The following is a 15,389-nucleotide window of genomic DNA, read 5'->3' as shown; positions in this document are numbered from 1 at the left end:
TTTGCGTTATGAAGCTGTCTTGAGCCGGTATAACCGTTCCGGTCTGCCGAGGGTGCCGTAAAAAAGATCGGCGGTAACCAGGCCGCTTGACACCAGGTACTCCAGGTATCGCCTGGAGGTGGTACGGCTCACCCCTATCATGGCGGCAGCTTTTTCCGCGCTGATACCATCCGGGGCCACGCCGGTTATCATTTCCGTTACCTTGCCAAGGGTTATCGGATCGATCCCCTTGGGGAGCTCGGTCTGCTGCGGCGCACTTTTCCGTGATTTGCCGAACAGGCGGTCGACGTCGTGCTGGTCGACGGTGTCGATGTTTTTTATTTTATTCCGGTAGGTGCGGTACTTTTCCAGGGTGGCGCTGAATCGGCTGAAGACAAGGGGCTTGAGGATATAGTCAAAGACGCCGCCGCGCAGCCCCGCCTGGAAAAACTCCACCTCCTTTGCCGCGGTGATCAGGACAACATCGGTTTTTTTCCGGGTCGCCCGTATCTTCAGCAGCAGGTCGATGCCGTTTCCGTCCGGGAAAAAGATATCGAGCAGTACCAGGTCAGGTTCAAGCACCTCGATCATCTCCTCTGCCTCAGCGAGGGTGTGGGCGATTCCGACAACGGTGTAATGCGCTATCTTCTCCGTAAAAATTCTTTGGATCTCGGCAATTTTGACATCGTCCTCGACGATCAGGGTGCGTACTGTATCCATAAGATCACCTGGTTTTGGGGAGGATCACGGTGATGGCGCATCCGCCCAGTTCGGAGCGGCCGATATTGATAGTCCCTCCCATTCCCGTTACATGGCTCTCCACAAGGTAAAGCCCCATTCCATGGCCCTGCTCGTCTTTACTGGAGTATCCTTTGTCAAATACTTTGTCGTACAGATCCGGTTCCAGTCCCGGTCCTGAGTCGTCAATTTCAAAAATCAGGTCCTGGCCCAGGTCGGTCATCGCCAGCCGCACGATCTTTTGGCCGCCGTTTTTCCGCCGCACCGCCTCGAAGGCGTTGTCGAGGATGTTGCCCAAAATCGTGACCAGGTGTTCCCGCCCGATCCAGCCGGGGATCTCGCTCATGCTGGAGTCGGGGTCGACCAGCATGTCGATTTTCAACTCTCTTGCTTTATTGTACTTGCCCAGAATTGTTCCGGCAACAACCGGGTCGGGCACGATATTCATCAGGGTGTTGATCAGTTGCTGGTATCCCGAGGTTTCACTGCCGATAAGCTCTATGGCTTCCTGGTAGCCGCCGATCTGGATCAGGCCGGAAATAGTGTGGAGCTTGTTCGAATATTCATGGGTCTGGGTGCGGAGCATCTCCGAATATTTTTTCACCTGGGACAGCTTCTTGGCGAGGATATCCAGTTCGCTTTTATCCCTGAAGCTCGAGACAACCCCGGTTACCCGGTTGCCGATAATGATCGGTATGCGGTTTACGATGAGCTCTTTTTCGCCATGGTGCAGCACCTTGTCGAGCTGGCTTTTGCCGGTTGCAAGCACCTCCAGCATCAGGGTTTCCGGAATGACTTCCGTTACGTGTCTGCCGATCGGATCACTATTCTTGTCTATGCCGAGGGTGTCGAATGCGGCGCGGTTGACGGTGGTGATATTTCCTTGGGAATCTATCGCCATTATACCTTCCCGGATAGCTTCCAGGGTAGCCGTTTTTTCCTGGAGAAGGGTTGCGATCTCTTCGGGTTCAAGGCCGAAGATCGCGTTTTTCAGATCGCTGGTGATTTTGATGGTCAAGGCTATTCCCAGCAGTACGATTATGGTGAAGACAGACAGGATTTTCAGATAGTAGCCGTGGATAATACTGTTTACGTTCTCCACCAGGTACCCGACCGAGACAATGCCTATTATCCTGCCGTCGTCACCAAACACCGGCACCTTGCCCCGGATGGACGGCCCGAGGGTGCCGGTAGCCTTTGAGATATAGGACTGACCGTACACCAGGGCGCGGTCGTTGTCACCGCCGACCATCAGCTGGCCCAGCCGCTCGACAACGGGGTGGGAGTAGCGTCTGCCGTCTTTGTCTCCCACCACGATGAACTGCGCTCCCGTTTCGCGACGTATCCGTTCCGCGAGCTCCTGAATGCGCGAAGTCTGTGGGTTCCCTCGCTGCAGGTCTTCTTTTATGGCGGGAATGAGGGCGACGCTCTGCGAAACCTTGAGCGCCCTGCTGCCGATCTGTTTTTCGAGGATAGTGCTGATCAGGGTGAGGGTGAACAGGCTGCCGGCGATGGTGAGCAGCAGGATCAGCCCCAGGATAAGCACCGTCATCTTGTTTTGCAGTTTCATCGATTGCATGGCGACAGGGGAAGTGTTGCGGGTCTTTTGCCTGGTCGGAGTGCGGACCTCCCGGTTTTTCTCACGTTATCCGTGAACAGAATGAACAAAACGAACGAAAGAAACAATTCTTTCTTAATTTACCAATTATTTACTTTTACTGAAGCAGCGGAGATCATGTCAATACCGTATTGGTAGCCTCTTGCCGAATTGAGTGGCGAGAGCGGGTGCAACCGCGGGTGCGGACTGGTTGCCCGTGAGACAACACAACAACGAGGAGTGAGTCGATGAAAACCCCGAAAAGAGGATTACTTGGTCTTGTGCTGAAAAGCGTGGCTTGTCTTTGTCTGGCGGCGGCCCTGGTCTCCCCGGCCATGGGCGGTGAGGTTGAAAAACTGCATTTTCTTATTCCGGGCGGCGCCGGCGGCGGCTGGGACGGCACCGCCCGTGGTGTCGGCAAGGCGCTGCTCGATTCCGGCCTGCTGGCACAGGCGTCTTTTGAGAACATGTCCGGCGGCGGGGGCGGCAAAGCGCTGAACCACCTCATCTCCACGGCCAAGAGGCAGGAAGGGACGCTGCTGGTCAACTCGACGCCGATCATAATCCGGTCGCTGACCGGAGTTTTCCCGCAATCGTTTCGCGACCTGACGCCGATCGCGTCGGTTATTGCCGATTACGCGGCTTTCGTCGTGCCCAAGGACTCTAAGTATACGTCGCTCACCGAGGTGATCGACGATTTTAAAAAGGATCCCAAGTCGGTGAAGATAGCCGGAGGCTCGGTCAAGGGCAGCATGGATCACCTGGTGCCGGCCATGGTGATCAAGGTGGCTGGCGGTGATCCGCTGCAGTTGAAGTATGTACCGTATGATGCGGGCGGTAAAGCCATGGCCGGCCTGCTGTCGGGGGATACCCAGGTGCTCTCCACCGGATACGGCGAGGCGCTGGGACTTGCCAGGCAGGGGGAAGTGAAAATCCTTGCGGTAACCTCGGACAATCGCCTGGTCCAGACTCCGGACGTCCCCACCGTCAAGGAACTCGGCTATGATTTCACCTTTGCCAACTGGCGCGGTTTTTTCGGCATCCCCGGCCTGGATCCGGAAAAAGCCGAGGCTTATCGCGGCCTGCTCAAAAAAATGTATGATACCCCGGAATGGGAGAGTATTCGTAAACAGCGCGGCTGGCAGAATCTGTATCAGCCGGGCGACCAATTTTACGCCTTTCTCGAAAATCAGGAGAAGGTGATCGGCTCGATTATGCGTGATCTGGGATTTTTGCAGTAACAAACAACAACCGCAGGGTGTGCTCCACCGGATAATCGGGTGCACCACACCTTGCTGGTATTACCTGGGAGGAAACAATGGCAAGAGAAAAGGTGGGAGCGCTGCTGATGCTCCTTTTTTCCATGGGGTATGGCATGCTGGCGACAAAAATTCCTCTTACTTTTCTTGCCATGCAGGAGACTTTTACCTCCCGCACCATGCCTTACGGGTTGTCGGCAATGGGAGCTGTTCTTTCCCTGGCGATCCTGATCCTGCCGACCGTTGACCCAGCCGGAAAAAAAACCCTGAAAGAGGAAACCGGCGGGATGGACTGGTTGAAGGGGATTCTGCTGGTGGTGTCGATGCTCATCTTCGGTCTCACCATGAAGTGGCTCGGCTTTATCCTGGCATCGATAGTCTTTCTGCTGATCGGGTTCCGGATTCTCGGCGAGCGGAGGCTGTGGCTGATGATTGTGACTGCGGTCCCTCTGGTTTTCTTTTTGTGGGCTATAATGTCGGTGCTGCTCGGGGTCTTTATTGCCCCGGGTGAAATTTTCTATCAACTGGGGATACTCTGATGTGGGAAGGAATGGTTCACGGAATGTTGACGGGGATTAATGCAACCCTGGTTCCCATCAATATCTGCATGGTGCTGTTTGGCTGTTTCAGCGGCTCCCTGATCGGCATGTTGCCGGGACTTGGCCCTATCACCGCAGTGGCCCTGATGATTCCGGTGACCTACGGATTTGATCCCACCACCGGGATGGTGTTGCTTGCCGGGGTCTATTACGGCGCTATTTTCGGCGGCTCCACCTCGTCCATCCTGATCAACGCGCCGGGAGAGGCGGCAACAGTAGCCACCGCGCTTGACGGCTATCCCCTGGCGAGGCAGGGCTATCCTGGAAAAGCCCTGGCAATTGCGGCGTACGCCTCCTTTTCCGGAGGCACTATCGCGGTTGTGCTGCTGATGTTTTTTGCCCCCATGCTGGCGTCGGTGGCCACCAGCTTTCAGTCGGCGGATTATTTTGCCCTGATGATCCTTGGTTTGACGGCGGTTTCGGCCTTTGCCGGGCGGGGCGGGGTACTCAAGGCGCTGCTGATGGTCGTGTTGGGGTTGATGCTGTCGACTGTGGGAACGGATCAGACCTCGGGGGTGCAGCGCTACACCTTCGGCTCCCTTGAACTCCTTGACGGAATAGAGTTCCTGCTGCTCGCCATGGCCACGTTCGCCCTGACCGAGGCCCTGATGATTGTCCTGAAAAAAGACGCCTCTTCCGACAGTCTCAACCCGAAAATGATCGGTTTTAAAAGCCTCAAGGTCTCGGCCAAGGAGTTTAAGCTTATAACCCCGTCGATCCTGCGATCGTCGCTGCTCGGATTTTTCGTCGGGGTTCTGCCGGGAGCGGGGGCCACCCTCGGATCGTTCATGTCCTACGGGATGGAGAGAAATCTCGCCCCGCCGGAAGAACAGGCCAGGTTCGGCAAGGGGAGCCTGCGCGGTCTTGCCGCTCCGGAGACCGGCAACAACGCGGCCAGTTCCGGATCGTTCGTGCCGCTTTTGACCCTTGGTATTCCCGGATCGGGTACCACCGCAGTCATGCTCGGCGCGCTGATTGCCTACGGTATCGACCCTGGCCCGAGGATGTTTGTCGAGCAGCCGGAAGTGTTCTGGGGAGTCATAATGTCGATGTATCTCGGCAATGTTTTCCTTCTTATCCTCAATCTCCCCCTGATACCTTATTTTGCCCGGTTGCTTGCCATCCCGAGGAACCTGATGGTTCCCATCATCCTGTTTTTTTCCCTGATGGGGGTCTACCTGGTCACCTTTAACGATTTCGACATCATGATGATGGTGTTCTTCTGTCTGGGGGCCATGGCCTTGAGACTTATGAATTTTCCCATGGCGCCGTTGCTTCTCGGGTTTATTCTCGGCGGGTTGATGGAGGATAACCTGCGCCGGTCCCTTATGATCTACGATGAATCGATGTCCTTTATGTGGGAGCGGCCGATTACGGTGAGCATCAACTGTCTGACCCTGCTGGTCCTGGGAATGCCTCTGTTCAGATCGGTTCTGGCAAAGTTGAAGAGCAAAAAGAACCCCAACGCACTTTTGAAATGACAATATGGAAAGATATGCACTGATCGTTGCTGTCGGTATAATCGGGGGGGTTGGCGCCCAGAAGTTTCATGTTCCCGGAGGGGCCGTGGTCGGTTCGATGCTTGGTTCGGGACTGGTGGCCCTTATGCAATCGGAAGGAGTCGGCCTGACGCCGGAGATCGCCACCATCGTCCAGATCATCCTCGGAATATCCCTGGGCATGACCTTTGACCGTTCTTTTCTCACCTTCATTCCCCATGTGTTTCCGCTGGCGGTGGTAAGCACGCTTATCCTCATGACGGTGGCGGTATTGATGGCCGTTTTGGCCAGCCGGCTGGGGCTTGTCGATTTTGGTACCGCGCTGTTCGGATTTTCTCCGGGCGGGATGAGCGGCATGGCTATTCTGGCAAAGACGGAAGGCCACAACACCCCGATAGTGGCTTTCCTGCACCTGGTGAGGATCTTCACCCTTTTTGTGACGGTTCCCCTGCTGGTGCGGCTGTTTCTTTATTTAAGGCAGTAAGCGCAGCCGTACTATGGCGGTTTTATCCGAACCTTCCTGCGGGCGCGCCGCACAAAGCAGGTGGTTGCACGGGAGGGCATGTTACAGCAGACACCTGTCTTCTTCTTTTATTCTCGATGTTCCCGGAATAAGGGTCTGGGTGGAAAGTACCCCTTTCCACTGCCGTATGGTGGACTGGGTGAACTCCGAGATGAGTTCGGCGTCCGAGGAGAGCAGGTCGCGCATAAGCGTGATTTTTATGAGTATATCAAAGGCTCCGTGGACGCTGTGGATTTCCCTTACCTCGGGCAGGGCAAGCAGTTTCTGGAAGATGTTGTCTTCATGCCTGCCTTCGATGTTGAGAAGCATGAACACGGTGATCTCCCGCTTCATCTCCGGGTATTCCTGTTCTTTCTGGTCGGCCATTTTTTTTCTGAAAACCTCCATGTCGGTGGGGATCAGCTTATCTATCCCGATGCCGTATTTCCTCTTTTTCCCCTTCTCCCACTGGTGCATGGAGATATAGAGATAGAGGTCGTCCACGGTTCTGGAAGGAAAGGAGTTGATCAGACCGCTGTTTTTGATAAGGGTGAAAAGCGGGCGGTAAATGGTGCTGTACCAGTCCTGTGCCGCCTGTTGAAAGCTCACCGGCTGTCCTGTTTCACTCTCGAGGAATTTCCGGTGCTCGCTGATCTGCCACTCAAGGTGAATGAACTGCCCCGGCTCGGTAAGGTCCAGTGGATCAACAAGTCCGGCGTTGTCCCTGAATCTGGTCTTTTCCAGGTAAAGGTTGTTTTCCAGGCTGTTCTTTGACGGGAGCAGCTCGACAATCTTGGATCTGATCTGGGTGTGTCCCAGCTCTTTTGCCGCCTGGTACCGGTGGTGTCCGTCCAGAATAAAGAAGTCTTCCTTTATCTGGTAAAGAGCGATGGCCGGCAGATTCTTCCCCTTGCGCATCGCCTGCAGAATTCCCTCAAGCCGCGGGTCTTTCTCCCTTGACGGGTTGTGGTCTTTGAACTGGTGGTCGAAATCGTGATACCTGCCCACGCTGCCGACAATCTTGTCCAGGGGAACCATCAGCGTCCCCCTTTCAATGGCTTCGTAGGCTTTTTCCTCTTGCTGCCTGGCGCTGAAGCTGTTCGCGTGTGGCCCGGTCTTTTCGGCGGAGCCGGAAAATTTCTTTTTAAGCGCAGAAAATATTTTAGATTTCGAGAACATAGAAACCATAACAGTTGATTACGGAAGTGTTGTTGATCGTTGTAATTCTCTGGTTGTCATCATCAAAAAGGGTGTGGATATGTCCATGCAGAAAATAGCTGGGCCGGTACTTGTCGATCAACCGGCGATAGCTCCTAAATCCGCGGTGGCAGGGATCTTCGGCGTCGTTGATAAACCGGGGCGGAGCGTGGGCGATGACGATATCTATCCCCCTGTTTTTCCAGATACCAAAACGCATTTTTCCGATATAGCCGGCCATTTGCTTTTCCGTATACTGATTGGCGCTGCCGTTGTACCACCTCGATCCGGAAAAGCCGATGATCCCCAGGTTGTTGAAATTGACGATCCTGCGGTGAATGGGGGTGCAGTATTGCGGCGGGGAGTGGTGGTGGCGCAGATCGTGGTTCCCCAGAACATAATAGAGTGGCACCTCGAAACGATTCCTCAGCGTTGTCAGGTATTCCGGAGCCAGGTCACCGCAGCCGAGGATGAGGTCGATACCGGCCAGTGGGGGACCCCCCTTTACCGGATCGAGCAGTTCTCCACATTCGGTATCGGCAACAGTCAGGATCTTCATTGCGTCATATTCTGGTCACTACAGTGCGGTAAGTGCAGCACCGATCGCATTGCCCACCTCGCTGTGTTTAGGAAAAGTGATTACGGTTTTTAAATTTTTCGCCACATCGGGTAAAAGGGTTCTGGCGGCCGCTCCAATTCCAATAATGGGCAGTTTCAGGCTAAAGTCAATGTCAAGCACCGGATGGTTCCGGCAGCCGGCGATAATATTGCCCGCAGACTGATCAAAATGGAGCCTCATCAGATATTCGATGATGGCGTTTTCGATCAGCTCCCCGGTGCGGTGGAGCACCATGTGCGAGAACTCTATGCTGCTCATTGCCAGTTCCCCGCCCAGCACTGCAGCCGCCTCGACCGCTCTGGTTTTGTCGCCGATATTGAGTTTGTCGAGAACGTGCAGGGCGTCGGTGGGGGTGAAACCGTACTCGACAATCAGCTGTTTTCTGGTCAGGCTCTCCAGCTGCTGCTGGAGGGGGATGCCGCCGAGGCCGAGTTCCTGCCTGATGGTTTCCGGGGTAACCATTGTTTTATCAGCCATCAGCCGGTAGAGTTCGTTGTTTTCCAGTTCCCTGGACTTCTGGTGCAGCATGATCAGCTTGCTTTTGCCGCCCGCCCCCAGCCACTGATCCGGCCGGGGAATGTGGCCGGCCATCGACACCGGGGTGACCCTTGAAGGGCCGAGGGTGAGGTTGCCCCTGGCATCTACGTGAACATAGCTGTCGCCGCCCACTCCGGTAGTCTGCATGTCGACGGCCTCGACATGGGTTTTCCAGCGGCCGACGGTACATCCCTCTGGCGCCAGCAGGGGCTTGTCGTTTTCGATAATCGCGATGTCGGTGGTGGTGCCGCCGACATCGACGACAAGGGCCCGACCGTCCGGGGTCGCGTGGAGTCTGCCGTAATAGGCGCTGCACGCCGGACCGCTGGCGACGGTGAGTCCCGCCTGGCTGACCGCCTCCCGTTCGTCAAGAGGGGTGCCGTTGCCTCCGATAACCATCATTGGGCAGAGCAGGTCGAGTTGTTTCATGGCGCCCCTGACCCCGGTGACGAACTCATCCATCACCGGCATCAACTTGGCGTGGAGCCCGGCGGTGGCGGCACGCTCCTGCATGCCCGCCAGCTGGCTTATCCGGTGGGAGCAGAAGGTCGGTTTGGGGTCGAGCATGGCTATGGCCTTTTCCGCCACCAGTTCGTGGGCGGGATTCTTGATCGACATGGCGGAGCAGATGCCGTAGGCGTCCACCTCGTTTTTGAGTCCCTCGATCAGCCGGACGAGATAGTCGATATCGAGCGGCTCTTCCTCATCGCCGGTGATGGTGTGCCCTCCTTTAACGAACACCACCGCCTTGACCGGAAGTTTGAAATGCTTGACGTAACCGATGACGATGACCGCCACTCTGGCGCCCTTGTTCTCGACCACCGAGTTGGTCGCAAGGGTCGAGGAGACGGCAACCGTTTTGACCTGTTCCGCCTTCACTCCGCTGTTGGTGAGGATATCGGCCAGGGCCTTGCCCGTTCCCCGGGAGAGTTGAAAATGGGTTGTCGGCTGTTTTGCGGTGGCAATAATCTCTTTGGTGTCTGTGTCCAGCAGTACCGCATCGGTGTAGGTGCCGCCGGTATCGATGCCTATGATAAAGTTTTGCATGTTTTCGGTTGCAAGATGGATCGGTTTCCCATTACAAATGGGGAGTAAGCGTTATTGTTCAGATTTATGACGAATATATCTGTTTACCTGATTCGTTAAGATAAGCCAATATCAAGAGTCGATTCGGTTATGCAAAAAAAATCTTTTATTGTAATCATGATGTCGGTCTGGCTGTTGACGACCGCCGGCGGCGTGGCGGCGACAGAGCAGCTGGGCAGACTGCGGATGGCGCTTTTACCGATCCCCGATGTGCTGCCGATCTATGTCGCCGAGGAAAAAGGTTTTTTCAAGGACCTCGGCCTGGTGGTCGAGTCGCTGCCGGTGGGCAGTGCCCTGGAAAGAGACCAGCTGCTGCAGGCCGGACGAATTGACGGCATGATCAACGAACTGTCCGGAGCGGCCAACTTCAACCGCAATAAAAATGTGGTCAAGGTGGTGTCGGTGGCCCGTGCGCCGCTGGGCAACTCGCCTCTTTTCCGGATAGTTTCCGCTCCGGGAAGTGGTATCGACTCCCCGGAAAAACTAGCCGGAGTAGCCATAGGCATTTCGAAAAACACGGTTATCGAATACATTTCGGCCCGGTTGCTCACCGCTTCCGGGGTGGAGCCTGATGCGATCAGTTTCCAGTCGGTTCCGGTTTTGCCGGAACGTCTGCAGCTGCTGCTCTCGGGGCAGATAAAGGCGGCGACGCTGCCAGATCCGCTGGGGGCCGCCGCGCTCAAGGCGGGGGCGATCGAAGTGGTGAACGATCTGGCGCTCAAAGATGTGAGCGCCAGTGTCATAACCTTTTCCAACGAATCACTTACCGGGAAAAAAGAGGCTGTGAAGGCGTTTATGACCGCGTGGGACATGGCTGCCGCCGAGCTAAACGCCAACCCCGAAGCGTATCGGCAGCTGATGCTTGGCAAAATCCGGGTACCCCGGAATATCCGTGACCAGTTTTCGGTACCGCCGATGGTCCGCAGGGCGCTGCCCAGCAGAAAACAGTGGCAGGACGTGATGGACTGGATGGTCTCCAAGGGACTGCTTGAGCGACCCCTTGCCTATGAGAGTTCCGTCACCGCGGATTTTGTGGCTGACTAACCAACCGGAAGTTTTGCGATGATCAAGGTGACGAACCTTCGCTTCGGCTATGGCGAGCGGGGGGATATTTTTGATGATTTTTCAGTCTCCATGAAAAAGGGAGAGGCGTGGACGATTATCGGCCCTTCCGGCTGCGGCAAAACCACCCTGCTGTTTCTGATTGCCGGTCTCAACACTCCCGCGGGCGGAATGATCTCGGTGGGCGGCCAAAAAATTCACCGGCCGCGGCCCAGGACCGGACTGGTGCTGCAGGACCATGGGCTTCTGCCCTGGGCAACGATTTTCGACAATGTTCGGCTGGGCCTTGAAATAAGGCATTTTTACGGTCCGGACGGCAAACACAGTCCGGCGGATATCGAGTTGGACCAGAAACGGGACCGGGAGCGGGTCGCCTACTGGCTCGACCGGCTCAATATCAGCAATTTGCAGGAGATGTATCCGGCCCAGCTTTCACGGGGACAGCGCCAGAGAGCGGCGATCGCCCGCACCCTGGTCATGGAGCCGGACATGCTGCTTATGGATGAGCCGTTCAGCGCGCTTGACGCTCCTATCAGGGAAGAACTGCAGAAAGTGATGAACGGGTTTCACCGTGAGGAAGGGCTCACTTCCTTGACCGTGACCCACGATATCGAGGAAGCGGTGGTCCTGGGGGAGAAGATTCTGGTGCTGCAGCAAGGGTGCAATGTCAGGCCGCTGATCGTAGATAACCACCTGCTGGGCGAAATCGACCGGAAAAGCGACCCGGAGTTTGTCAATCGATGCAGCGAGCTGCGCAGGCTTATTGCGGGGGCGGGTGAAAGAGAGGGGGGGCGATGAAGAAAAAGACGACGCTGTTGTCGACCCTGGGGGGATGTGTCATGATTTTCTGTTTGTGGCAGCTGCTGTCGCTGGCGGTGAACAGGCCGATTCTGCCTTCTCCGGTCCAGGTCGTCCCGCTTTTTGTGGTGAACATGACGGGTGAGCTCGGCCTGCATTTTCTCGCCTCTACAGCTCGCGTTCTGGCGGCGGTGCTGGTGGCGACCGTTTTTGCCGCGCCACTGGGGCTTGCCCTCGGGCAGTTGCCCAGACTCGACCGGGTGATCAGCCCGCTTATAGCGATTATCTACCCTATCCCGAAAATAATTTTTCTCCCGGTTATCTACGTGCTGATGGGGATAACTGACCTGTCGAAAATAACGTTGATCGCCATTATCATTTTCTTTCAGATCCTGGTGGTGGTAAGGGACGAGGCGGCAGGTCTTCGCCAGGAGCTGATCCTGTCGGTGAAATCCCTGGGTGCAGGCCGCCGGGCACTCTTTAAATATGTTTACCTGCCAGCTTCCCTTCCCGCCGTATTGACGGCACTGCGGGTGTCGGTTGGAACGGCGGTAGCCGTCCTTTTTATCGCGGAACAGTCTCTTACCAGTTACGGGCTGGGGTATTACATCGTGATTGAAACGTATCAGGTGCTGCTCTATCCGGAGATGTATACCGGGATCATGGGGATGGGGCTTCTCGGGGTGCTGCTCTATTTTTCTATATATTCGATCGAGCTGAAGGTCGGTAAACATCTTTTTATAGAATAACAGGGCGGTTTCTTATATATTATCGTATGGTTATGACGTCAACAAGATATACAAAGATTCAGCTCTGGCTGCTGGCTGCCCGGCCGAAAACGCTCCCCGCCGCACTGAGCCCCGTGGTGGTCGGCAGCGCCGTGGCCTATGATGACGGCCTGTTCGCGCCGCTGCCTGCACTTATGTGCCTGCTGTGCGCTGTGCTCATGCAGGTCGGGGTGAACCTGGCCAATGACTATTTCGACGGAAAAAACAATATCGATGCCGAGCGAAAGGCCGGACCGGTACGGGTAACCCAGAGCGGTCTGATCCCGGCGCAGGACGTAAAAAGAGCGATGTACGTTGTTTTCGCCGCAGCTGTGCTGGTATTTTGTTACCTGTCGCTGGTTGGCGGGTTGCCCTTGCTGCTGTTGGGAGTGTTATCGGTGGCGGCTGCGCTGGCATACAGCGGCGGTCCCTATCCTCTTGCCTCCCATGGGATGGGGGAGCTGTTTGTTTTTGTTTTTTTTGGCCTGGTGGCGGTTGGCGCCACGTATTATATCCAGGCGGGCCGGGTCACGCCGCAACTCTTTGGCGCCGCGCTGGTTCCGGGATTGCTGATTACGGCGATCATGGTGGTTAACAACCTCAGGGACATAGATACGGACAAGAAGGCGGGGAAAAACAGTCTGGCGGTTATTCTCGGACGCAGCAGGACCATTATCGGTTTCAGGCTGCTGGTCGGTGCGGCATATATGGTCCCCCTTGCCATGCTGCCGGGAAAGGATGTAACCATAGCGATATTGCTGCCGCTGGTGACTTTTCCTGTGGCCCTTTCGCTGTGTCGCAAGGTGGGACATTACAGCGGCAGCAGGCTCAACGAACTGCTGGCGGCAACGGCGCGTCTTTCCCTGGTCTTCAGTGTACTGTTTTCGCTTGGGCTGGTCTGCTGACGATAGTTGCTGTTCCCGACAGGCAGCGCGCCTGATAAATGGTCACCCGACAACTGTTATAATTTTGAACAAACACATTAACAAGAGATTATGAGCTTTCTCAGGATTGAAGATAAACGATTTGTCATTTTCGGCCTTGCCAACAAGAAATCCGTTGCCTGTGCCATAGGGCGGACCCTTGTGGAAGCCGGGGCCGAAGTGATTCACGTGGTCCGCACCGAGGAACGGGCCAAGAACGCGCGCAAACTGTTTCCTGCGTCGAAGATATTCGTCTGCGACGTCGAGGAGGAGGAGAATATTGTCAGGGTCAGGCAGGAGATAGCAGAAAAGCTTGGGGATCCGGCAAAAAAGATACACGGGATAGTGCATTCGATCGCTTTTGCCAACTATTCCGAGGGCGCCAAGCCTTTTCATGAAACGGTGAAAACGGATTTTCTCCAGGCGGTAAATATCAGCTGTTTCTCTTTTATCTCCATCGCCAACCATTTCAAGGAGCTTCTCGACCCCGACGCGTCGATGGTGACGATTTCGATATCGACCACCAGGATGGCGGCGGAAAACTACGGTTATATGGCGCCAATCAAGGCGGCTCTTGATTCGTCGGTCTGTTTTCTTGCAAAATCGTTTTCCGATTTTTCCCGGGTAAGATTTAACGCGGTCGCTCCGGGGTTGTTGAAGACTTCGGCTTCGGCTGGCATCCCGGGCTATGTCGACAGTTACCTCTATGCGGAGCAGGCGACTCTTAGAAAGCGGGCTTTGACCACCCAGGAGGCTGCCGATGCGGCCGTTTTTCTTCTCTCGGAGAGATCGTCGGGGATAAACTGCCAGACCCTGGTGGTCGATGCGGGGATGGGCGTCAACTATTTCGACAAGACCATTGTCAGTAAAACGGTGGGATGACCAGCCCTGGGCAGGTTTTGGGGGCACGGCACCAAAAGGAGACGGATTGCCGGGTTGACCCCCAGATGGTGTAAAAAAGGGGATGAACAGCTCGTTCATCCCCTTTTTCTATTGATGGCTGCCGGTCGCCGTCAATCAGTAGAGCAGGGCGAGCAGTACACCCGCGGCAACGGCCGAGCCGATAACGCCTGAGACGTTGGCCCCCATGGCGTGCATGATAAGATGATTTTGCGGATTCGCCTCAAGGCCGACCTTGTTGACCACCCGTGCGGCCATGGGGACGGCGGATACCCCTGCGGCGCCGATCAGCGGGTTGACGGGGTTCTTGCTCATCTTGTTCATCAGTTTTGCAAGCAGAACGCCCGAGGCTGTTCCTATACCGAAAGCGATAATGCCCAGTGCCAGGATCCCCAGGGTTTCGACGTTGAGGAACTTATCCGCCGAAAGCTTGGAACCGACACCGAGGCCGAGGAAAACAGTGACGGTGTACATCAAAGAACTCTTGATGGTGTCCGAAAGCCTGTTGACAACCCCGCACTCCTTGGCCAGGTTGCCGAGCATGAACATTCCGATCAGCGGTGCTGCGGAAGGAAGCAGGACGGCGCAGATTCCAAGTACCAGCATCGGCAGGATGATTTTTTCCAGTTTCGATACATGGCGCAGCTGCACCATCTTGATTTTCCTCTCTTCTTCCGAGGTCAGCCATTTCATGATCGGCGGCTGAATAAGGGGAACCAGTGCCATATAAGAGTATGCGGCGATGGCTATGGACCCCAGCAGCCTCGGCGAGAGCTTGCTCGAGAGGAAAATAGCAGTCGGTCCGTCGGCTCCGCCGATAATACCGATTGCAGCTGCATCCGACAGGGAAAAATTGATCCCCGGAATGAAGTCAGAAAGAAACAGTGCCCCGAGAAGGGTGGTGAAAATACCGAACTGGGCCGCGCCGCCGAGAAGAATCGTCTTGGGGTTCGCAATCATCGGACCGAAGTCGGTAAGCGCTCCGACTCCCATGAAAATAATCAGGGGAAAGACTCCGGTGGTGATGCCGACATGGTAAATGTAATAAAGAATACCGCCCGGCTCGGCAATTCCGGCAAGGGGTATGTTGGCGAGAATAGCGCCGTAGCCGATGGGCACCAGCAGCAGCGGTTCAAACTGCCTGGCGATGCCCAGATAGAGAAGAACCAACCCTACCATAATCATCAGTACCCGGCCTATTCCGACAGTCCAGTCCTTGTTCATCTGGTTGTCGATGATACCGGCAAGACCAGTGGTTTTGAAAATGGAGCCAAGGAGCTCGGAGACCGGTGGCAGGGCCTTATCCTGTCCGCTGACCGGTCGGTCG

Annotated in this window: 15 protein-coding genes; 9 read left to right on the top strand and 6 right to left on the bottom strand. The window is 55.6% G+C overall.

Going from position 1 to position 15,389, the window contains the following annotated elements; genetic code table 11:
* Window positions 1-6: 6 nt before the first annotated feature.
* Entirely contained in the window at window positions 7-699 is a 693-nt protein-coding gene (locus BLQ17_RS02935; RefSeq protein WP_092219616.1) for a response regulator, read from the bottom strand.
* Between the two features lie 4 nt (window positions 700-703).
* The gene (locus BLQ17_RS02930) at window positions 704-2,287 is read right to left on the bottom strand and encodes an ATP-binding protein (RefSeq protein ID WP_176761057.1); all 1,584 of its coding nucleotides are present in this window, start codon (window positions 2,285-2,287) and stop codon (window positions 704-706) included.
* Window positions 2,288-2,562: 275 nt separating this feature from the next.
* Between BLQ17_RS02930 and BLQ17_RS02925 the strand changes: the two genes are divergently transcribed.
* The 4 genes from BLQ17_RS02925 to BLQ17_RS02910 all read left to right on the top strand — a co-directional run bounded on the left by BLQ17_RS02925 (window position 2,563) and on the right by BLQ17_RS02910 (window position 6,155).
* The gene (locus tag BLQ17_RS02925; RefSeq protein WP_176761056.1) at window positions 2,563-3,555 is read left to right on the top strand and encodes a tripartite tricarboxylate transporter substrate binding protein; all 993 of its coding nucleotides are present in this window, start codon (window positions 2,563-2,565) and stop codon (window positions 3,553-3,555) included.
* Window positions 3,556-3,632: 77 nt separating this feature from the next.
* Window positions 3,633-4,112, top strand: a complete 480-nt coding sequence (locus BLQ17_RS02920; protein ID WP_092219613.1) for a tripartite tricarboxylate transporter TctB family protein — start codon at window positions 3,633-3,635, stop codon at window positions 4,110-4,112.
* The gene (locus tag BLQ17_RS02915; protein WP_092219611.1) at window positions 4,112-5,653 is read left to right on the top strand and encodes a tripartite tricarboxylate transporter permease; all 1,542 of its coding nucleotides are present in this window, start codon (window positions 4,112-4,114) and stop codon (window positions 5,651-5,653) included. Before BLQ17_RS02920 ends, BLQ17_RS02915 begins: the two co-directional genes overlap by 1 nt.
* A 4-nt stretch (window positions 5,654-5,657) precedes the next feature.
* Entirely contained in the window at window positions 5,658-6,155 is a 498-nt protein-coding gene (locus tag BLQ17_RS02910) for an AbrB family transcriptional regulator (RefSeq protein ID WP_092219610.1), read from the top strand.
* Window positions 6,156-6,236: 81 nt separating this feature from the next.
* On the opposite strand, the gene BLQ17_RS02905 is transcribed toward BLQ17_RS02910, so the two are convergent.
* Genes BLQ17_RS02905 through BLQ17_RS02895 form a run of 3 tightly spaced genes read right to left on the bottom strand, consistent with a single transcriptional unit; the run spans window position 6,237 to window position 9,573 of the window.
* Entirely contained in the window at window positions 6,237-7,352 is a 1,116-nt protein-coding gene (locus tag BLQ17_RS02905; protein ID WP_176761055.1) for an Lrp/AsnC ligand binding domain-containing protein, read from the bottom strand.
* Window positions 7,336-7,929 (bottom strand): metallophosphoesterase family protein, encoded by a 594-nt coding sequence (locus BLQ17_RS02900; protein ID WP_092219607.1) that lies wholly within the window; start codon window positions 7,927-7,929, stop codon window positions 7,336-7,338. Before BLQ17_RS02900 ends, BLQ17_RS02905 begins: the two co-directional genes overlap by 17 nt.
* Before the next feature lie 18 nt (window positions 7,930-7,947).
* Window positions 7,948-9,573, bottom strand: coding sequence for a hydantoinase/oxoprolinase N-terminal domain-containing protein (locus tag BLQ17_RS02895; RefSeq protein ID WP_092219605.1), 1,626 nt, complete (start codon window positions 9,571-9,573; stop codon window positions 7,948-7,950).
* Window positions 9,574-9,702: 129 nt separating this feature from the next.
* Here BLQ17_RS02895 and BLQ17_RS02890 point away from each other — a divergent pair, with 129 nt between their 5' ends.
* The 5 genes from BLQ17_RS02890 to BLQ17_RS02870 all read left to right on the top strand — a co-directional run bounded on the left by BLQ17_RS02890 (window position 9,703) and on the right by BLQ17_RS02870 (window position 14,044).
* Window positions 9,703-10,656, top strand: a complete 954-nt coding sequence (locus BLQ17_RS02890; RefSeq protein WP_092219603.1) for an ABC transporter substrate-binding protein — start codon at window positions 9,703-9,705, stop codon at window positions 10,654-10,656.
* An 18-nt stretch (window positions 10,657-10,674) separates the two neighbouring features.
* Complete coding sequence (locus tag BLQ17_RS02885) at window positions 10,675-11,472, top strand: ABC transporter ATP-binding protein (protein ID WP_092219601.1); 798 nt, start codon at window positions 10,675-10,677, stop codon at window positions 11,470-11,472.
* Window positions 11,469-12,221: an ABC transporter permease gene (locus tag BLQ17_RS02880; RefSeq protein WP_092219599.1), complete on the top strand. Its 753-nt coding sequence runs from the start codon at window positions 11,469-11,471 to the stop codon at window positions 12,219-12,221. Before BLQ17_RS02885 ends, BLQ17_RS02880 begins: the two co-directional genes overlap by 4 nt.
* A gap of 32 nt (window positions 12,222-12,253) precedes the next feature.
* Window positions 12,254-13,144, top strand: a complete 891-nt coding sequence (locus BLQ17_RS02875; RefSeq protein WP_218121705.1) for a 1,4-dihydroxy-2-naphthoate polyprenyltransferase — start codon at window positions 12,254-12,256, stop codon at window positions 13,142-13,144.
* A 90-nt stretch (window positions 13,145-13,234) separates the two neighbouring features.
* Window positions 13,235-14,044, top strand: coding sequence for an enoyl-ACP reductase FabI (locus BLQ17_RS02870; protein WP_092219595.1), 810 nt, complete (start codon window positions 13,235-13,237; stop codon window positions 14,042-14,044).
* A 135-nt stretch (window positions 14,045-14,179) separates the two neighbouring features.
* Here BLQ17_RS02870 and BLQ17_RS02865 read toward each other — a convergent pair whose 3' ends face one another.
* Complete coding sequence (locus BLQ17_RS02865; protein ID WP_342674177.1) at window positions 14,180-15,286, bottom strand: sodium ion-translocating decarboxylase subunit beta; 1,107 nt, start codon at window positions 15,284-15,286, stop codon at window positions 14,180-14,182.
* Window positions 15,287-15,389 lie beyond the last annotated feature (103 nt).

The sequence above is a fragment of the Desulforhopalus singaporensis genome (assembly GCF_900104445.1).
GTDB classification, from domain to species: domain Bacteria; phylum Desulfobacterota; class Desulfobulbia; order Desulfobulbales; family Desulfocapsaceae; genus Desulforhopalus_A; species Desulforhopalus_A singaporensis.
The sequence above is the reverse complement of the archived record's forward strand: the minus strand, read 5'-3'. Positions and strand labels throughout refer to the sequence as shown.